This window comes from Thauera carbonicopians, from assembly GCF_025699485.1.
In the GTDB taxonomy this organism is placed as follows: domain Bacteria; phylum Pseudomonadota; class Gammaproteobacteria; order Burkholderiales; family Rhodocyclaceae; genus Thauera.
The window spans coordinates 53,506-69,987 of the sequence record NZ_JANUXN010000017.1 but is presented as its reverse complement, the minus strand read 5'-3'; the positions used below and the strand labels follow the sequence as shown (position 1 = coordinate 69,987).

Below are 16,482 nucleotides of genomic sequence, written 5' to 3'. Positions count from 1 at the left end.
GGCACTTTTCGATTTTCGGCAACCACGCATGCATGCGACGCGCTTCGTCCTCGTCCTGATCTCCGCCGTCCTGGCCCTGTGCGGCGGCACGGCCATCGCCCAGCCCAGCCTCGAACGCGGCCCCGGGCCGGACATCACGGAGCGGGGTTCGGTCCATTACCGCTTCGAGACCCTGATGCTGGAGGCCCCCGGCGGCGAGCGCCGCTACCGCGTCCAGATCGCGCAACCGCGACTGGCGCCGCCGGCAGCAGGCTATCCGGCCATTTTCCTGCTCGACGGCAATGCCGCGATTGAGGCGCTCGACGACGAGCTGCTGGGCGAACTGGCCGCGGCCAATCCGCCGGTGATCGTCGCCATCGGTTACGACACGCCGCTGCGTTTCGACGTCGTCGCCCGTGCCTACGACTACACGCCGCCGCTGCCCGGCGGCGGACCGCAGACCGATCCGCTCGATCCCACGCGGACGAACGGCGGCGCTGTGCGCTTTCTCGATTTCATCCAGACCCGGGTCAAGCCCGAGCTCGCTGCGCGCGTCCCGCTCGACGCCGGGCGCCAGGGTGTGTGGGGGCACTCCTACGGCGGCCTGTTCGTGCTCCACACCCTGCTGACGCAGCCCGCCGCATTCAGCCACTATGCCGCCGCCAGCCCCGCGCTGTGGTGGCGCGACGGCCACCTGCTGACACTCGAGGAAGCGTTCGGCCGCAGCTTCGCCGGCCATCACGCCCATCTGCTGGTACTGCGCGGCGGCGCCGAAGGCCGCCGCACGCGTCCCGCCCCTTCCGCGGCACGCCTGGCCGAGCGCGAGCGCGCAACGGCCGCCGTGCCCGCCGACGCCGTGCCAGCCCTCGTCTTCCGTCTGGACAAAGTGACCGGGCTCGACGCGCAATACCGCGAACTGCCGGGCCTGGAGCACGGCCCCATGCTGCCGGCGTCGCTCGGCCACGCGCTGCGCTGGATGGCGGGGGCAGAACGATGAAACCCGCCTGGAGCGACGGCTATCATGCCGATCTCGCCTATCCGGCATTCTTCCATCGCGAGTTGACGCCGGCTTGGCTGCACGCCGTCCTCACCGCGCTGGGCCATCGCGCACCGGATCCCGCCGCGCCCTACACCTGGTGCGAACTGGGCTGTGGTCCCGGCCTGACGACGCTGCTGTCGGCCGCGACCAATCCCGGCGGGACCTTCCACGGCGTGGACTTCGACCCGGCCGCGATCGCGCACGCCCGCGGGCTGGCCGCGCAGGCTGAACTGGGCAACGTCCGTTTCCTCCAGCACAGCTTCGCCGAGCTCGCCGAAGCCGAGGACAGCGCGCTGCCGCCGCTGGACTTCATCGTCATGCACGGCGTGCTGTCGTGGATCTCGCCCGACAACCGGCGCGCGGTGATGCGCATCGTCGAACGCTGGCTCAAGCCCGGCGGCATCGCCTGCCTGGGCTACATGACCCAGCCCGGCAGCGCACCGATGATGGCGATGCAGCGCATCCTGCGGCGCAGCGCGGAAATCACCGGCGCCACGACAGGCCTGGCCTCGGGGCTGGCATTGATGCGCAAGCTGCGCGACGGCGGCGCCGGCCAGTTCGCCGTGGTGCCGGAGCTGGGTGCGCAGCTCGACCAGGTCATGATGCATCCGCCTGGCCATCTGGCCCACGAATTTCTGGGCGGCCACTGGGAGCCGCTGCACGTGGCCGACATGCTGGCCGCGGCGGAGCAGGCGGGATGCAGCTTCATTGGCAGCGCCACCCCGCTGGAGAACATCGACGCGGTCTCGCTGCCCGGCGGCACGCAGGCGACGATCGGCGCCCTGAGCGATACGGCGCTGCGCGAAACGGCCAAGGACATCGCCCGCAACCAGACCCTGCGCCGCGACATCTACCAGCGCGAACCGAGGCCACTCACTCCGGCCGAACATCGCCAGGCGCTGCAGACACAGCAATTCGCCGCCCTGCCGGGCGCGCCCGCTGGCGGCGCATTGCGCTTCGATACCCGCATCGGCCCGGTCGACGGACCCGCGCCAATGTTTTCGCCCTTGCTGAAGGCCCTGTCCAGCGGCCGGCCAGCCTCCTTCGGCAGCCTGCTGGCCCTGCCCGCCTATGCCGGCCACGGCGGCATGCTCAACCAGGCCTGCCAGATGCTGCTGTGGGCGGGACACCTCCACCCCTGCCTGCCGGCGACGGCTGCGGCGCCGGCTCAGGCGCTCAACCGTGCATTGTGGCGCGCCGCCGCCGCTGGCCACGACTACGGCTGGCTGGCCGCGCCCGCCCTCGGCTCCGGCCTGCCGGTAACACGGCCTGCCATGCTGGCCGCGCACGCGCTCGACCTCGACCCTTCACTGCGCGGCGAGGCGCTGCTGGCCGCGGTCCGTGCCCTCGACCCCGAAGCCGCGGACGCAGGCCGCCTCGCCGCCTTCGAACGCGAATCGCTGCCCGCATGGCAGCGGCTGGGCGTGCTGGCCAACTCGAGCTGACACACATCCCCGTCCCGGCGCCTCGCCATACACCCATATCGACCAGACAGAGAAAACAACAATGAAATCCGACACTCCCTATTCCACGTGTTTCGCCGACTATCGGCCCAGCCTCAACATCACCCTGCGCTCGATCATGGCCATCTTCGGCAGCTACGGCGTCGCCGCGCTGGCTGCTGCCGCATTCGCAGTCGGCCTACCGCTGCCGCGCACCGACGCGGTGATGGCCGCCATCATGCTCGCCTTCCTGGTCTACACCCTGGCGGTAATCTGGGTCTTCGCCGCCGCCACGCTGCTGCGCTCGGCCGCCGGCCTGGCGATCGGCGCAAGCGCCTTCGCCGCCTGGCAATGGCTGGCCGCCCCCGGAGGTGCAGCATGAGATTCGACAAGCCACGCACCTTCCGCCAGTCCATGTCCTGGGTGCATACCTGGGCTGGACTGCTGCTCGGCTGGCTGCTGTTCGCGGTATTCGTGACCGGCACCCTGTCCTTCTTCCGCAACGAGATCACGCTGTGGATGCAACCCGAACTGCACCGCGCCCATGACGACGGTCGTGCCACCGACAACGCACTGCGCACCCTGGAGCGCGTCGGCAGCGGCGCCCAGCAATGGACGATTTCGCTGCCCAGCCCCCGCAGCAACGTGGTCAATCTGAGCTGGCGAGAAGCCCAGCCCGAGCAGGCGCAAGGCCGCGGCACCGACGCGCGCAGCGGAAACGCCCGGGGTGGCGATGCGCGTGCGGACAGACAGCCCCAGAGCATGCGCGCTGCGGCGGAAACCGGCTCCAGAGCCACACGCGCACAGGGCGAACGAAGTGGCCCGCGCGCCGCCGACGGCAGCCGCCGCGCGGGCCGCGGCGCAGACGGAGCGGATGAGGATGGCGAAGGCGAGACGCCAGCGGCACCGGCGGCCCGGCCCGCCGCCGCTACGCAAGCCCCCGCTCCACAAGCCGCTGCAGCACAAGCCGGCGGTGGCGGCGGACGCCAGCAGCCCGGCCTGCACCGCGCGATCATGGACCCCGCCACCGGCGAGTTGATCGAGGCCCGCCAGACCGCCGGCGGCAACTTCCTCTACCGCTTCCATTTCGAGCTCTACGGCATGGATCGGGTCTGGGGGCGCTGGATCGTCGGCATCGCCACGATGGCGATGTTCGTGGCGCTAATCACCGGCGTCATCGTCCATCGCCAGATCTTCCGCGACTTCTTCACCTTCCGCCCGGCCAAGGGCAAGCGCTCCTGGCTGGATGCACACAACGCCAGCGGCGTGCTGTCGCTGCCCTTCCACCTCGTCATCACCTTTTCCGGCCTGGTGTTGCTGGGCTCGATGCTGATGCCCTCGGCCGTGTCGTCCGCCTATCCCGAGGACAGCGCCGCCTACGGCCGCGAGCTGCGCGGCACGGGCAACGCCGCTCCGGCTCCCCGCGCTACCGGCCAGGCGGCGCCGCTCATGGCGATCGCCCCACTGCTGGCCGAAGGTCAACGGCGCTGGCCGGAGGCCGGCGTCGGCAGCATCTCCATCACCCATCCCGGCGATGCCGGCGCCATCATCGAGCTGCGCCAGGCACGCGGCGACAGCCTCGCCAACCGTGGCGCCACCGAACGGCTGCTGTTCAACGGTGTCAGCGGCGAACTGCTCGATGCACCCCCGGTGACCGAGCCTTCCGCCGTGCGAGCGATCCAGAACGTGCTCAGCGCCGTCCACCTGGGCCGCTTCGCCTCGCCGCTGCCGCGCTGGCTGCTGTTCCTGTCAGGCGTGCTCGGTTCGCTGATGGTCGCCAGCGGCCTGGTGCTGTGGGTCGTGTCGCGCGCCAAGGACGCGCCTTCGGCCGAGACCTCGGTTGCCTCCTCAGTTGCCTCCATTCCGCGCGGCCACCGCCTGGTGCAGGTGCTCAACATCGCCGCCGTCGCCGGACTGATGATCGCCATCGCCGCCTACTTCTGGGCCAACCGCCTGGTTCCGGTCGAACAGGCCGAGCGCAACCTGTGGGAAATCCGCACGTTCTTCAGCGTCTGGGGACTGACGCTGATCCATGCCCTGTTCCGTCGCCACAAGCAGGCGTGGATCGAGCAGCTCGTCGCCGCCGGCACACTGTTCGCCGCCCTGCCCCTGCTCAACGCCCTCAGCGGCGGCATGCACCTGGGCTACAGCCTGGCGAACGGCCAGTGGCAGGTGGCCGGCTTCGACCTCACGGCGCTCGCCTGCGGCCTGCTGCTGTTCTTCACCGCCCGCGGCGTGATCCGCCACGTGCCGCGCGCACGCCCGAACAAGGCGCGCCCGGCAAAAACCCCTGCGCCCGCCGCGACCACGACGGATGCCGCCACACCCGGCGCCCTTCCTTCCACCCCTGCCGCAGCTCCGGCGCTGCGCACCGCGGAGCATGCCGGATGAACATGCCGACTCTCGACCTTCTCTCCTTCGCGCTGGCCTTCGCCGCCTTCAGCGCCATTGCCCTGGGCACTGAACGACACGCCAAACAGGTTTTCGGTCGGCAGCCCGCATCGACGGTGCGCCACACGCTGACCACCACCGGCTGGGTGCTGCTGCTGGCATCGATCGTCCCTGCGCTCGCCGCGCGCGGCCCTTCCATCGGCAGCCTGGCCTGGCTGGGTTATCTATCGGCGGCCAGCGTCACCATCGGCCTGATGCTGAGCTACCGGCCGCGCCCCTTGCGCTTCGCCGCACCGGCACTGCTGGGGCTGGCGGTGCTGGCATGGGGGATGGCCGGACGCTGAAGAAGCTGAACCGCTGACCATCCGCGCTGCCACCAGCAGCGTCAATAGCGCGCCCCGAACATCGACGTCCGGCGTAGCGCTTTCCTTACTCCAAAGCCATCAAGCAAAAACGCCTCGCATTTTCGTGCGAGGCGTTTTTGCTCGGCCGCAGGCCGGATCTGGTTTCACAAGAGTTCGGTTTCGGCCCCAGCACTGAATTCCGATTTCAATACCGGGCCCCACTCCATCCGCCTTACTCCACCGTCACCGACTTCGCCAGGTTGCGCGGCTTGTCCACGTCCGTACCCTTGACCAGCGCCGCGTGGTAGGACAGCAGTTGCAACGGGATCACGTGCAGCACCGGCGACAGCATGCCGTAGTGCTCGGGCATGTGCAGGATGTGCACGCCTTCGGACTCGGGGATCTCGCTGCCGGCGTCGGCGAAGACGTAGAGCTCGCCGCCACGGGCGCGGACTTCCTGCAGGTTGGACTTGAGCTTCTCCAGCAGTTCGTCGGCCGGGGCGACGGCGATGACGGGCATGTCCTTGTCCACCAGCGCCAGCGGGCCGTGCTTGAGCTCGCCGGCGGCATAGGCTTCGGCGTGGATGTAGGAGATTTCCTTGAGCTTGAGCGCGCCTTCCATCGCGATCGGCCAGTGGCTACCGCGGCCGAGGAAGAGCGCGTGCTCCTTGCCGGCGAAGCGCTGCGCCCATTTCGCGATCTCGGGTTCGAGCTCCAGCACCTTCTGCACCGCAACCGGCAGGTGGCGCAGCGCGGTGAGGTGGCGTTCCTCCTCCTCTGCGGACAGGCGGCCCTTGATCTTGGCCAGCGCCAGCGTCAGCAGCGCGAAAGCGGCGAGCTGGGTGGTGAAGGCCTTGGTCGAGGCGACGCCGATCTCGGGGCCGGCGCGGGTGATGAAGCGCAGCGCGGTTTCGCGCACGATGGCGGATTCCGGCACGTTGCAGATCGCCAGCGTGCGCTCCATGCCGAGCGACTTGGCGTGCTTGAGCGCGGCCAGGGTGTCGGCGGTTTCACCCGACTGCGAGATGACGACGACCAGGGTGTCAGCGTCAGGCACGGATTCGCGGTAGCGGTATTCGCTGGCGATCTCGACCGTGACCGGCAGCTTGGCGATGGCCTCGATCCAGTAGCGCGCGACGAAGCCGGCGTGGTAGCTGGTTCCACACGCGAGGATCAGAACGCGGCGCACACCGTCGAAGATTTCGGCCGCACGCGCGCCGAAATGCTGGGGCGCGACACCGCCGCCACCGGCGATCATTTCCAGCGTGTTGCCCAGCGCCTGCGGCTGCTCGAAGATTTCCTTCTGCATGTAGTGGCGGAACTGGCCCAGTTCGACCGCGTCGGCCGACAGGCTGGACAGGTGCACCTGGCGCTCGACCGGCGTACCGTCGGCCAGCACGACGCGATAGCTGTCGCGGCGCAGTTCGGCCAGGTCGCCGTCTTCCAGATACACGACCTTGCGCGTGACCTGCAGCAGCGCGGCGGTGTCGGAAGCGGCATACATGCCGTCCTCGCCCACGCCCAGCAGCAGCGGCGAGCCGCGACGGGCGACGATGGCGCGGTCGGGCTCGTTTTCGGCCAGCACGCCGATGGCGTAGGCGCCGATCAGTTCGTTGGTGGTCAGGCGCACCGCCTCGAACAGGTCGGGCGTGCTCTGCAGCTTGCTATGCAGAAGGTGGGCGATGGCTTCGGTGTCGGTGTCGGAAGTGAACACGTAGCCGCGTGCCTGCAGCTCGGCCTTGATGCTCTCGAAGTTCTCGATGATGCCGTTATGCACCACCGCCAGGCCGTCGGAGATGTGCGGGTGGGCGTTGCGCTCGGACGGCACGCCGTGGGTGGCCCAGCGGGTGTGGGCGATGCCGATGTTGGCGGAAAGCTTGCTGTCGTCGGCCAGCGCGGCGAGTTCGGCGACGCGGCCGGCGGAGCGCAGGCGGGTCAGTTCGCCCGCCAGCACGGCGAGGCCGGCCGAGTCATAGCCGCGGTATTCGAGTTTGCGCAGACCTTCCAGCAGGACGGGAACGACGTTGTTCGTTGCAATGGCGGTGACGATGCCACACATGGCGAAGCTTCCTTGAAAAAGTGATTCGTTGGCGTTGGCGGAGAGCAGGCGATCAGCGCGGCTGCTTCACCGGCCGCTTCCAGCTCTCGAGGCTGATCTGCCGGACGCGGGTGACGGTGAGCTGCCCCGCCGGCGCATCCTTGGTCAGCGTGGTGCCTGCACCAAGCGTGGCACCGCGGCCGACGCGCACCGGCGCGACGAGCTGGCTGTCGGAGCCGATGAAGACTTCGTCCTCGATGATGGTGCGGTGCTTGTTGGCGCCGTCGTAGTTGCAGGTGATGGTGCCGGCGCCGATGTTGACCTTGCTGCCGACGTCGGCGTCGCCGACGTAGGCCAGGTGGTTGGCTTTGGAATGGTCGGCGATGACGCTGTTCTTGATCTCGACGAAGTTGCCCAGATGCACGTCGCTGCCCAGCACGGTACCCGGGCGGGTGCGGGCGTAGGGGCCGATCACGCAGGCCTGGCCCATCGTCGTGCTGTCGACATGGCTGAAGGCTTCGATGCGCGAGCCGGCGCCGATACGCGCATTGCGGATCACGCAGTTGGGGCCGATGCGGACGTTGTCGCCGAGCTCCACCGTGCCTTCGAACACGCAGTTGGCGTCGATCTCGACGTCGCGGCCGATGCTCAGGCTGCCGCGCACGTCGATGCGCGCCGGGTCGATCAGCGTCGCGCCCTCTTCCATCAGGCGGCGGGCGATGTTGCCCTGGTGGATGCGCTCCAGTTCGGCGAGCTGCATCTTGTTGTTGACGCCCAGCGTCTCGGCGAAGGCGTCGGGCTGCTCGCTGACGACTTCGACGCCGTCGGCCACGGCGAGGCCGATGATGTCGGTCAGGTAGTACTCGCCCTGGGCGTTGTCGTTGCCGATGCGGCCGAGCCAGCCGCGCAGCCGGGCGACCGGGGCGACGAGGATGCCGGTGTTGACTTCCCGCACCTTGCGCTCCTCGTCGCTGGCATCCTTTTCCTCGACGATGCGGGTGATCCGGCCGGTCTCGTCGCGCAGGATGCGGCCGTAGCCGGTCGGGTCGTCCATCTTTACCGTCAACAGTGCCAGGCGCTCGCCGCCGGCAGCAGCGGCCAGACGGCGCAGCGTGGACACGCCGATCAGCGGCACGTCGCCGTACAGCACCAGCGCCATGTCGCCGTCGCTCAGGTGCGGCAGGGCCTGCTGCACCGCATGGCCGGTGCCCAGTTGCGGCTGCTGGCGCGCCCAGGCCAGGTCGGAAGCATCGAGATGTTCGCGCACCACCTCACCACCGTGGCCATAGACCACGCAGATGCGCCGGGCATCGAGGGTGCGGGCGGCATCGAGCACATGGGCCAGCATCGGCTTGCCGGCGATGGGTTGCAGAACCTTGGGCAGGACGGAGCGCATGCGCTTGCCCTGGCCGGCGGCGAGAACGACGACTTCCATGGAAATCTTCCAGCAGGTTGATGAATGGCGCGCGGAGTGTACCACTGCGACGCAGCACGAAATGTGAGCGAATGCATGGCGAATGCGTGAAAACGCCAGCCATGCTCCAGCAAATCCCGCACAAATTGACGCATTGCACAAATGCCGCGCTTTTCCGCTTATATTCGTCACAGGCAGCAGCTAGAATCGTATGCTGCACCGCACACAATAAATCAGGGATCCACCATGGAACATTCCGACACCCAGTTCATCCAGAACCGCACCTTCGACGAGATCCAGGTCGGGGATTTCGCCCAATTGGTGCGCACCCTGCGCCCGGAAGACATCCATCTGTTCGCAGCCATGTCGGGCGACGTCAACCCGACCCACGTCGATGTCGAGTACGCCCGTTCCAGCCAGTTCCGTGAAGTGGTCGGCCACAGCATGTGGGGCAGCACGCTGATCTCGACCGTGCTCGGCACCGAATTCCCCGGCCCGGGCACGGTGTACGTTTCGCAGGGACTCAACTTCTGGCGTCCGATCACGATCGGCGACACGCTGACGATCACCGTCACCTGCAAGGAAAAGTTCGAGCACAATCACCACATCATCTTCGACTGCCTGGCGGTCAACCAGGATGGGCTGAAGGTCATCGACGGCATCGCCGAAGTCATGGCGCCGACGCAGAAGATCAAGCGCACCCGCATCGTGCTGCCCGAAGTCACGATCTCCGACCGCGAGCTGCGCTACCGCCACCTGCTGTCGGTGTCGGCCGGCCTGTCGCCGATCCCGATCGCGGTGACGCATCCCTGCGACAAGGAATCGCTGTCCGGTCCGGTGCAGGCGGCCAAGGCCGGCCTGGTCGACCCGATCCTGGTCGGCCCCGAGAACAAGATCCGCTCGGTGGCCGAGGAACACGGCATCGACATCAAGGGTTTCCGCATCATCGACACCGAGCACAGCCACGCCTCGGCGGAGAAGGCCGTCGCCATGTGCCGCGACGGCGAGGCCGAAGCGCTGATGAAGGGTTCGCTGCACACCGACGAGATGATGAGCCAGGTGGTCAAGAACCTGCGCACCGGCCGCCGCATCAGCCACGTCTTCCTCGCCGACGTACCGACCTACCCGCATCCGCTGATGATCACCGACGCGGCGATCATGATCGAGCCGACGCTGGAAGACAAAGTCGACATCATCCAGAACGCGATCGAACTGGCCCACATGCTCGGCCTGCCCGAACCCAAGGTCGCGATCCTGTCGGCAGTCGAGACCGTCACTTCCAAGATCCGCTCCACCATCGAAGCAGCCGCGCTGTGCAAGATGGCCGATCGCGGCCAGATCAAGGGCGCGCTGCTCGACGGCCCGCTCGCCTTCGACAACGCCGTGTCGCTGGTCGCGGCCAAGACCAAGGGCATCAAGTCGGTGGTCGCCGGCAATGCCGACATCCTCGTCGTGCCCGACCTCGAATCCGGCAACATGGTCGCCAAACAGCTCGAATACCTCGCCAATGCGCTGATGGCCGGCGTGGTGCTGGGCGCGCGCGTGCCCATCGTGCTGACCAGCCGTGCCGACACCGCCGAAACTCGCGCCGCCTCGTGCGCCGTGGTCCAATTGATGGTGCACAAGAAACGGGAGATGTTGAAAGCATGAAAGCCGTCCTCGTCCTCAATGCGGGCTCCAGCAGCCTGAAGTTCGCGCTCTACGCCATCAACGGCGAAGTCGCCGCGGCGCCTGCCGTCTCCGGCCAGGTCGAAGGCATCGGCGCCACGCCCGAGATCACGCTGAAGACGGCCGACGGCGAGCGCATCCAGGAAGCGGTGAACACCACGGGCAGCCAAGGTGAACAGCACCGCGACGCCCTCGACCACGTCTTCAAGCTGCTGGCGACGCACAACCCCAGCCTCGAAATCGTTGCCGCCGGCCATCGCATCGTGCATGGCGGCGACCGCTACAGCGCGCCGGTGGTGCTGGACGCCGAGCTGATCGACGAACTGGAAGATTTCATCCCGCTCGCGCCGCTGCATCAGCCGCACAACCTGCGGGCGGTGCATGCGGTGATGGCGCTGATGCCGTCCATTCCGCAGGTGGGCTGCTTCGACACCGCTTTTCACCGCACCCAGCCCGCCATCGCCCAGGCCTTCGCGCTGCCGCGCCGCCTGACCCAGGGCGGCATCAAGCGCTACGGCTTCCACGGCCTGTCCTACGATTACGTCTCCCGCCAGTTGCCGGAAGTCATCGGCGAGCGCGCCAAGGGCGCGGTCGTCGTCGCTCACCTCGGTAACGGCGCCTCGATGACGGCGCTATGCGACGGCAAGAGCGTGGCGTCGACAATGGGCTTCACCGCCGTCGATGGCCTGATGATGGGGACGCGCACCGGCAGCATCGACCCCGGCGTACTGCTCTACCTGATGGAAGAAAAAGGCATGGACGCGCGCGCGCTGACCCGCCTGCTGTACAAGGAGTCGGGCCTGCTCGGCGTCTCCGGCATCAGCCAGGACATGCGCACCCTGCTCGCCTCCGACGCCCCGGAGGCGAAGGAAGCGGTGGACCTGTTCTGCTACCGCATCGCCCGCGAGCTGGGCTCGCTGGCGGCGGCGGCCGGCGGCCTGGACGCGCTGGTGTTCACCGGCGGTATCGGTGAGCACGCCGCGCCGGTCCGCCAGAAGGTGGCCGAACTGGCGGCCTGGATGGGCGTGAAGATCGACGCCGCGGCCAATGCCGACCATGCCCGCCGCATCGATGCCGCCGACAGCCGCGTCGCCGTGGCGGTGGTGCCGACCAACGAAGAGCGCATGATCGCGCGCTACACGGCCGAAGCCCTGAGGCTGTGATCGCAGCGCGGGCGCGGCCGGGCAGGCCGCGCCCCGGCGCCTTGCGCCTTTTTCCCCGCCCGGAGTTGCCCGCCCCGAGCTGCCCGCTTGGGGTTCTCCCGCCTTGAGGCGGCTTTCCGCCGGGTGCTAATGTCATTGCTCCAGCACGATGGAGTAAGGACATGATCCCCGCCCGCAAGCTTCTCGCCACCGCCCTGATGATGGCCGCCTTCGGCGCCTGGGCGAAACAGGCTGTCGACACCGGCCACGGCGGCGCCGTCGCCACCATCTCGCACCACGCCAGCCAGGCGGCGATGCAGATCCTCGATGCCGGCGGCAACGCCATCGACGCCGCAGTCGCCGCCGCCGCCACGCTCGGCGTCACCGACCCCTTCAGTTGCGGCATCGGCGGCGGCGGCTTCATGCTGATCTACTCGGCGCGGGACAAGCGCGTGATCGCGCTCGACCACCGCGAAACGGCCCCCGCCCGCTTCCATCCCGAGGTCTTCCTGAATGCCGACGGCAGCGAAATGGAATGGGAGGCCGCGGTCCCCAACGGCCTGTCGGTCGGCGTGCCCGGCACCGTGCGCGGCTGGCACGACGCGCTGGCGCGCTACGGCACGATGGACTTCGAGCAGGTGCTCGCACCGGCGATCCGCGTCGCCGAGCAAGGCTTCGCCATCGACGACAACTTCCACCGCCTCAACCAGGGCAACGAAGCGAAGTTCGCGCGCTTTTCCAGTACCGCCGCGCTCTACCTGAAGGACGGCAAGGCGCTGCCGGTCGGCACCCATTTCCGCAACCCGGACCTGGCACAGACCTACCGCGACATCGCCCGCGGCGACGTCAAGGCCTTCTACGAAGGGCCGATCGGCGCCAGCATCGTCGCCGCGGTCAACTACCCGCCGGCCAACCCGGGCGTCAGCGTCATTCCCGGCCACCTCGGCATGGCCGACCTCGCCGACTACGAAGCCCGCGTCCGCCAGCCGATCCGCTCCAGCTATCGCGGCTACGAGATCCACGGCATGCCGACGCCGTCCAGCGGCGGCATCGCCATCGCCCAGGCGCTGAACATGCTGGAGACCTTCGACCTCTCCCGCCTGCCGCGCGCCGAAGTCGAGCACCTCTACCTCGAAGCCTCGCGCCTGGCCTTTGCCGACCGCAACGCCTACGTCGCCGACGAGGCCTTCATCGACGTCCCGCGCGACGGCCTGCTGTCCAAGGACTATGCGCGTGAACGCGCCGGGGCCATCGGCGCCGCTGCCGCGGCGGGCAAGGTCGCGGCAGGCGATCCCTACCCGTTCCAGCACGACCTGTCGGTGCCGCTGCGTCCGGCGGCACCGCCGCTCGCACACGAGTCGATGCACACCACCCACCTCACGGTGTCCGACCGCGAGGGCAACGTCGTCGCCTACACCTTCACCATCGAATCCTGGGGCGGCAGCGGCATCGTGGTACCGGGGCGCGGCTTCATCCTCAACAACGAGATGACCGACTTCGACTTCAGCGGCCCGCACCCCAACGTGCCCGAAGCCCACAAGCGGCCGCGCTCCAGCATGAGCCCGACCATCGTGCTGAAGGACGGCGCCCCCGCCTTCACCATCGGCTCGCCCGGCGGCTCGACCATCATCACCACCGTGCTGCAGACCATCGTCAACCACATCGACCTCGGCATGAGCCTGGCCGACGCGCTCGCCGCACCGCGCATGAGCCAGCGCAACGCCGGCACCACCCAGGTCGAGACGCTGCTGGACTTCCCCGGCAGCGCACAGGCCAGGGCGCTGGAAGCGAAAGGCCACGCCTGGAGCGAAACCGATCAGATCGGCGCCGCCAGCGGCATCCGCTTCAACGCCGACGGCACCGTCACCGCCGTCAGCGAGCCGCTGCGCCACGGCGGCGGCAGCGCCATCGTGCAGAAGCAGTGACTCAGGCGAACATGCCCGCCTCGTCCGCGGCGATCCATGCCGCGGTCGCGGCGAGCAGCACCGCCATCGTGTAATTGAAGAGCCTCAGCGCCGCCGGCGCCTGCAGCCATTCGCGCAGGCGCGCACCCGCCCCAGCCCACAGCGCGATGCAGGGCAGATTGACCACCAGGCAGACCAGCGCCAGCCCGGCCGCCGCCTGCCAGCCCGCGTTCGGCGGCAGGAACAGGATCGCGGCATTGAGCGCCATCATCCAGGCCTTCGGATTGACCCACTGGAACATCGCCGCGCCCAGGAAACCCAGCGGCCTTGCCCGCCCGCCGCGGCCCGGCTGGCCGGCGCGGGCCTGGCGCAAGGCCAGCCACAGCAGGTAGCCGCAGCCCACCGCCACCAGCGGCGGCCGCAGCGCATCGAACCAGGCCATGGCCCAGGCCAGGCCGGTGGCGACGATCAGCATCTGCAGGCTGCTGCCGACGCTGACGCCGAGCATGTGCGGCAGCGTGCGGCGAAAGCCGAAGTTCACCCCGCTGGCGGCGAGCATGATGTTGTTCGGCCCCGGCGTCACCGACATCGTGGCCACGTAGGTCATCAGCGGCAGGTCGATCATGGCGTTCTCCTGATGGGCATCGAGGAAGAACTATACGAATCGGCGCCTCATGGTTACAGAGTCAGGAAAATTGATTTATAGTGGATACAGATGATTCTCCGCACCATCTGTATCCATCGAAGGCAGCGTGTACTGTGACCCCTGGCCCCCACTCTCCGGATCTCCCATCCCCGCCGCTCTACCAGGCGCTGACCGAGGAACTGCGCGAAGCCATCCGCGACGGCCGCCTCGCTGCTGGCGCGCGCCTGCCGTCGGTGCGCGAAGCGGCCGCCAGCCGCGGCATCAGCATCAACACCGTGCTCGCCGCCTACCGCCAGCTCGAAGCCCAGGGGCTGGTCGATGCGCGGCCGCAGGCCGGCTATTTCGTTCGCGCCCGGCTGGCCGTGCCACCCGCCCCGCAGGCCGCGGCGGCCGAACCGAGTTCGGCGATCGCGGCCGAGAGCACCGTGCTGAGCCGCATCGCCGCGGTGCTGGCGGCGCAGACCCGCCCGGACACCATCGACCTGTCGCTGGCCTGCCCCAAGGGCAGCGATTTCTACCCGGGCGAAAAGCTCGGCCGCATCGTCGCCGAGCTGACCCGCCGCCACCCGGAACTGCTCACCGATTATTCGCTGCCGCCCGGCTCGCTGCTGCTGCGCCGGGAAATCTGCCGCCACGCCACCGAGCTGGGCATGCAGTTGCAGCCCGACGCCATCCTGCTGACCAACGGCTGCATGGAAGCGCTGCAACTGGCGCTGCGCGCCACCACCCGGCCCGGCGACACCGTGGGGCTGGAATCGCCGACCTATTTCAACCTGATTCCGCTGCTCGACCGCCTGGGCCTGAAGGCGATCGAGATCCCCACCCATCCGGAAGGCGGGCTGTCGCTGGACGCGCTCGAACTGCTGCTGTCGGAAAAGCGCCTGCAGGCGGTGGTGACGATGCCGACGGTGCACAATCCGCTCGGCACCAGCATGAGCCCGGCCAACAAGCGCCGCCTGGCCAGGCTGGCACACGACTGGCGCGTGCCGGTGATCGAGGATGCGCTGTATGCCGAACTGCAGTTCAGCACGCCGCTGCAGCCGACGGCCAAGGCTTTCGACCGGGACGGCTGGATCATCGTCTGCGCCTCCTACACCAAGACCCTGGCGCCCGGCATGCGGGTGGGCTGGATGGAAGGCGGCCGCTTCGGCCGCGAACTGGCCGAACTCAAGTTCTGCGCCTCGGTGGCGCAGCCGGCGCTGCTGTGCGAAGCGATCGGCCGCTTCCTCGAGAGCGGCGGCTACGCCCAGCACATGCGCCGCCTGCGCCGCACCTATGCCGCCCAGACCGAGCGCCTGCGCGGCCTGATCCACGACGCCTTTCCCGCGGGCACGCGCGCCACCCGGCCCGGCGGCGGCTTCCTGGTGTGGGTCGAGCTGCCCGAAGGCTGCGACACCAACCGCCTGTTCGACCTCGCCCTGCGCCGCGGCATCGGCATGACGCCGGGCAAGCTCTATTCACCTTCCGGCCGCTACGACCGCCACCTGCGCCTGTCGGGCTGCTATCCCTTCAGCGACCGCCACGTGCATGCGCTGATGACGCTGGGTGAACTGGCCGGCGGGCAGCTGCGCTGAACGGCCCACCGGCCGGCTCTCACCGGTTGTAGCTGCCGACCGCCACCAGCAGGCCCTGGCTCAGGCGAAACAGGGTGTGCTTGCTTTCCATCTTGCCGGTGGTCGGGTTGCGCCAGAAGTAGTCCAGCTCGCCGCTGCCGTCCTTGCGGGCGATCTCCAGCATCTGGCGGATGATGTACTGGCCGCGCGGATCGCGCAGTTCGAAACCGTCGGTGCCCACCAGCACCGGCGTCGCACCATGGGCGAGGAAGCGGCCGCTCTCGGCATCGACGACGAAGACGTACAGGTCGTTGCGCACGAAGCGGCCGTTCAGGTCCTGGAACTCGGCGAGCGCCGCATCCTTGCCACCATCGAGCGCCCGCAGCGCGGTGCGCAGCATGGCCCTGGCTTCCAGCGCAGTCGCGCGGGGCGGGTAGTAGCCCACCGCCACGATCACCTCGCCGACCTTGCGGAACAGCGTCGTCTTCGGCTCGCCCCGGCTGTCGGCGGGATTGAACCAGCGGTACTCGACGCTGCCCTGGCCATCCCGCCTGGCGATCTCGATCATCTCGCGGAAGAAGGCCTTGCCATCGGTATCGGTGTAGTCGAGCACGTTGTCGCCGACCAGCGCCGCGGACGAGCCGCCGCTAGCGAGGAAGACGCCGTCGGTCCGCAGCGCGTAGGCATAGAGGTCGCGATCGACGAAGGCCGACTGGCGGGCGAAGTCCTGCGCACCGGCCTCGCCCTTCTCGGCGACGTGCCGGGCAGCGATGTCGAGCAGGACTTCAGCGCGTGCCTGCAGCACGCTCCTGGCCACCGGGGCATCAGCCGTCTCCGCCAGCGAGGGCGCAGGCGCGGCGATCGTGGCGAGCATGGCCCCCAGGATCAGCGGTTTCAGGCAAGAAACCAGCGATTTCATCAT

The 16,482-nt window shown here is 68.7% G+C and carries 13 protein-coding genes; 9 read left to right on the top strand and 4 right to left on the bottom strand.

Translation table 11 applies throughout. From position 1 onward, the window contains the following. Positions 1-28 precede the first annotated feature (28 nt). The 5 genes from NX068_RS17310 to NX068_RS17290 all read left to right on the top strand — a co-directional run bounded on the left by NX068_RS17310 (position 29) and on the right by NX068_RS17290 (position 5,195). The gene (locus NX068_RS17310) at positions 29-976 is read left to right on the top strand and encodes an alpha/beta hydrolase (RefSeq protein WP_263462510.1); all 948 of its coding nucleotides are present in this window, start codon (positions 29-31) and stop codon (positions 974-976) included. Next, on the top strand, positions 973-2,463 hold the full coding sequence (locus NX068_RS17305) for a class I SAM-dependent methyltransferase (RefSeq protein WP_263462509.1): 1,491 nt from the start codon (positions 973-975) through the stop codon (positions 2,461-2,463). The genes NX068_RS17310 and NX068_RS17305 overlap by 4 nt, the downstream gene beginning before the upstream one ends. Before the next feature lie 61 nt (positions 2,464-2,524). Then, complete coding sequence (locus NX068_RS17300; RefSeq protein WP_263462508.1) at positions 2,525-2,842, top strand: hypothetical protein; 318 nt, start codon at positions 2,525-2,527, stop codon at positions 2,840-2,842. After that, positions 2,839-4,851 (top strand): PepSY-associated TM helix domain-containing protein, encoded by a 2,013-nt coding sequence (locus tag NX068_RS17295; protein ID WP_263462507.1) that lies wholly within the window; start codon positions 2,839-2,841, stop codon positions 4,849-4,851. Before NX068_RS17300 ends, NX068_RS17295 begins: the two co-directional genes overlap by 4 nt. Then, on the top strand, positions 4,848-5,195 hold the full coding sequence (locus NX068_RS17290; RefSeq protein ID WP_263462506.1) for a DUF3325 domain-containing protein: 348 nt from the start codon (positions 4,848-4,850) through the stop codon (positions 5,193-5,195). Before NX068_RS17295 ends, NX068_RS17290 begins: the two co-directional genes overlap by 4 nt. Positions 5,196-5,427: 232 nt before the next feature. Here NX068_RS17290 and glmS read toward each other — a convergent pair whose 3' ends face one another. Together glmS and glmU are read right to left on the bottom strand one after the other, a co-directional pair. Then, on the bottom strand, positions 5,428-7,254 hold the full coding sequence (gene glmS / locus NX068_RS17285; RefSeq protein ID WP_263462505.1) for a glutamine--fructose-6-phosphate transaminase (isomerizing): 1,827 nt from the start codon (positions 7,252-7,254) through the stop codon (positions 5,428-5,430). Between the two features lie 52 nt (positions 7,255-7,306). Next, positions 7,307-8,668, bottom strand: a complete 1,362-nt coding sequence (gene glmU, locus NX068_RS17280) for a bifunctional UDP-N-acetylglucosamine diphosphorylase/glucosamine-1-phosphate N-acetyltransferase GlmU (RefSeq protein WP_263462504.1) — start codon at positions 8,666-8,668, stop codon at positions 7,307-7,309. A 225-nt stretch (positions 8,669-8,893) separates the two neighbouring features. Between glmU and NX068_RS17275 the strand changes: the two genes are divergently transcribed. The 3 genes from NX068_RS17275 to ggt all read left to right on the top strand — a co-directional run bounded on the left by NX068_RS17275 (position 8,894) and on the right by ggt (position 13,382). Beyond that, entirely contained in the window at positions 8,894-10,297 is a 1,404-nt protein-coding gene (locus tag NX068_RS17275; RefSeq protein ID WP_263462503.1) for a bifunctional enoyl-CoA hydratase/phosphate acetyltransferase, read from the top strand. Further along, positions 10,294-11,478, top strand: coding sequence for an acetate/propionate family kinase (locus tag NX068_RS17270; RefSeq protein WP_263462502.1), 1,185 nt, complete (start codon positions 10,294-10,296; stop codon positions 11,476-11,478). The genes NX068_RS17275 and NX068_RS17270 overlap by 4 nt, the downstream gene beginning before the upstream one ends. 161 nt (positions 11,479-11,639) lie before the next feature. Next, complete coding sequence (gene ggt / locus NX068_RS17265; protein ID WP_263462501.1) at positions 11,640-13,382, top strand: gamma-glutamyltransferase; 1,743 nt, start codon at positions 11,640-11,642, stop codon at positions 13,380-13,382. Position 13,383: 1 nt separating this feature from the next. On the opposite strand, the gene NX068_RS17260 is transcribed toward ggt, so the two are convergent. Then, complete coding sequence (locus NX068_RS17260; RefSeq protein WP_263462500.1) at positions 13,384-13,986, bottom strand: LysE family translocator; 603 nt, start codon at positions 13,984-13,986, stop codon at positions 13,384-13,386. Positions 13,987-14,120: 134 nt separating this feature from the next. Here NX068_RS17260 and NX068_RS17255 point away from each other — a divergent pair, with 134 nt between their 5' ends. Then, complete coding sequence (locus tag NX068_RS17255; RefSeq protein WP_263462499.1) at positions 14,121-15,581, top strand: aminotransferase-like domain-containing protein; 1,461 nt, start codon at positions 14,121-14,123, stop codon at positions 15,579-15,581. Positions 15,582-15,600: 19 nt separating this feature from the next. On the opposite strand, the gene NX068_RS17250 is transcribed toward NX068_RS17255, so the two are convergent. Further along, positions 15,601-16,482 carry a cache domain-containing protein gene (locus NX068_RS17250; protein WP_327084835.1) on the bottom strand — a complete coding sequence of 294 codons (882 nt, stop codon included), beginning with the start codon at positions 16,480-16,482 and terminating at the stop codon, positions 15,601-15,603.

Coding starts and splice junctions, on each gene's coding strand:
- NX068_RS17310 (WP_263462510.1), top strand. CDS start 29: ATGCATGCGACGCGCTTCGTCCTCGTCCTGATCTCCGCCGTCCTGGCC.
- NX068_RS17305 (WP_263462509.1), top strand. CDS start 973: ATGAAACCCGCCTGGAGCGACGGCTATCATGCCGATCTCGCCTATCCG.
- NX068_RS17300 (WP_263462508.1), top strand. CDS start 2,525: ATGAAATCCGACACTCCCTATTCCACGTGTTTCGCCGACTATCGGCCC.
- NX068_RS17295 (WP_263462507.1), top strand. CDS start 2,839: ATGAGATTCGACAAGCCACGCACCTTCCGCCAGTCCATGTCCTGGGTG.
- NX068_RS17290 (WP_263462506.1), top strand. CDS start 4,848: ATGAACATGCCGACTCTCGACCTTCTCTCCTTCGCGCTGGCCTTCGCC.
- glmS (WP_263462505.1), bottom strand. CDS start 7,254: ATGTGTGGCATCGTCACCGCCATTGCAACGAACAACGTCGTTCCCGTC.
- glmU (WP_263462504.1), bottom strand. CDS start 8,668: ATGGAAGTCGTCGTTCTCGCCGCCGGCCAGGGCAAGCGCATGCGCTCC.
- NX068_RS17275 (WP_263462503.1), top strand. CDS start 8,894: ATGGAACATTCCGACACCCAGTTCATCCAGAACCGCACCTTCGACGAG.
- NX068_RS17270 (WP_263462502.1), top strand. CDS start 10,294: ATGAAAGCCGTCCTCGTCCTCAATGCGGGCTCCAGCAGCCTGAAGTTC.
- ggt (WP_263462501.1), top strand. CDS start 11,640: ATGATCCCCGCCCGCAAGCTTCTCGCCACCGCCCTGATGATGGCCGCC.
- NX068_RS17260 (WP_263462500.1), bottom strand. CDS start 13,986: ATGATCGACCTGCCGCTGATGACCTACGTGGCCACGATGTCGGTGACG.
- NX068_RS17250 (WP_327084835.1), bottom strand. CDS start 16,482: ATGATGAAATCGCTGGTTTCTTGCCTGAAACCGCTGATCCTGGGGGCC.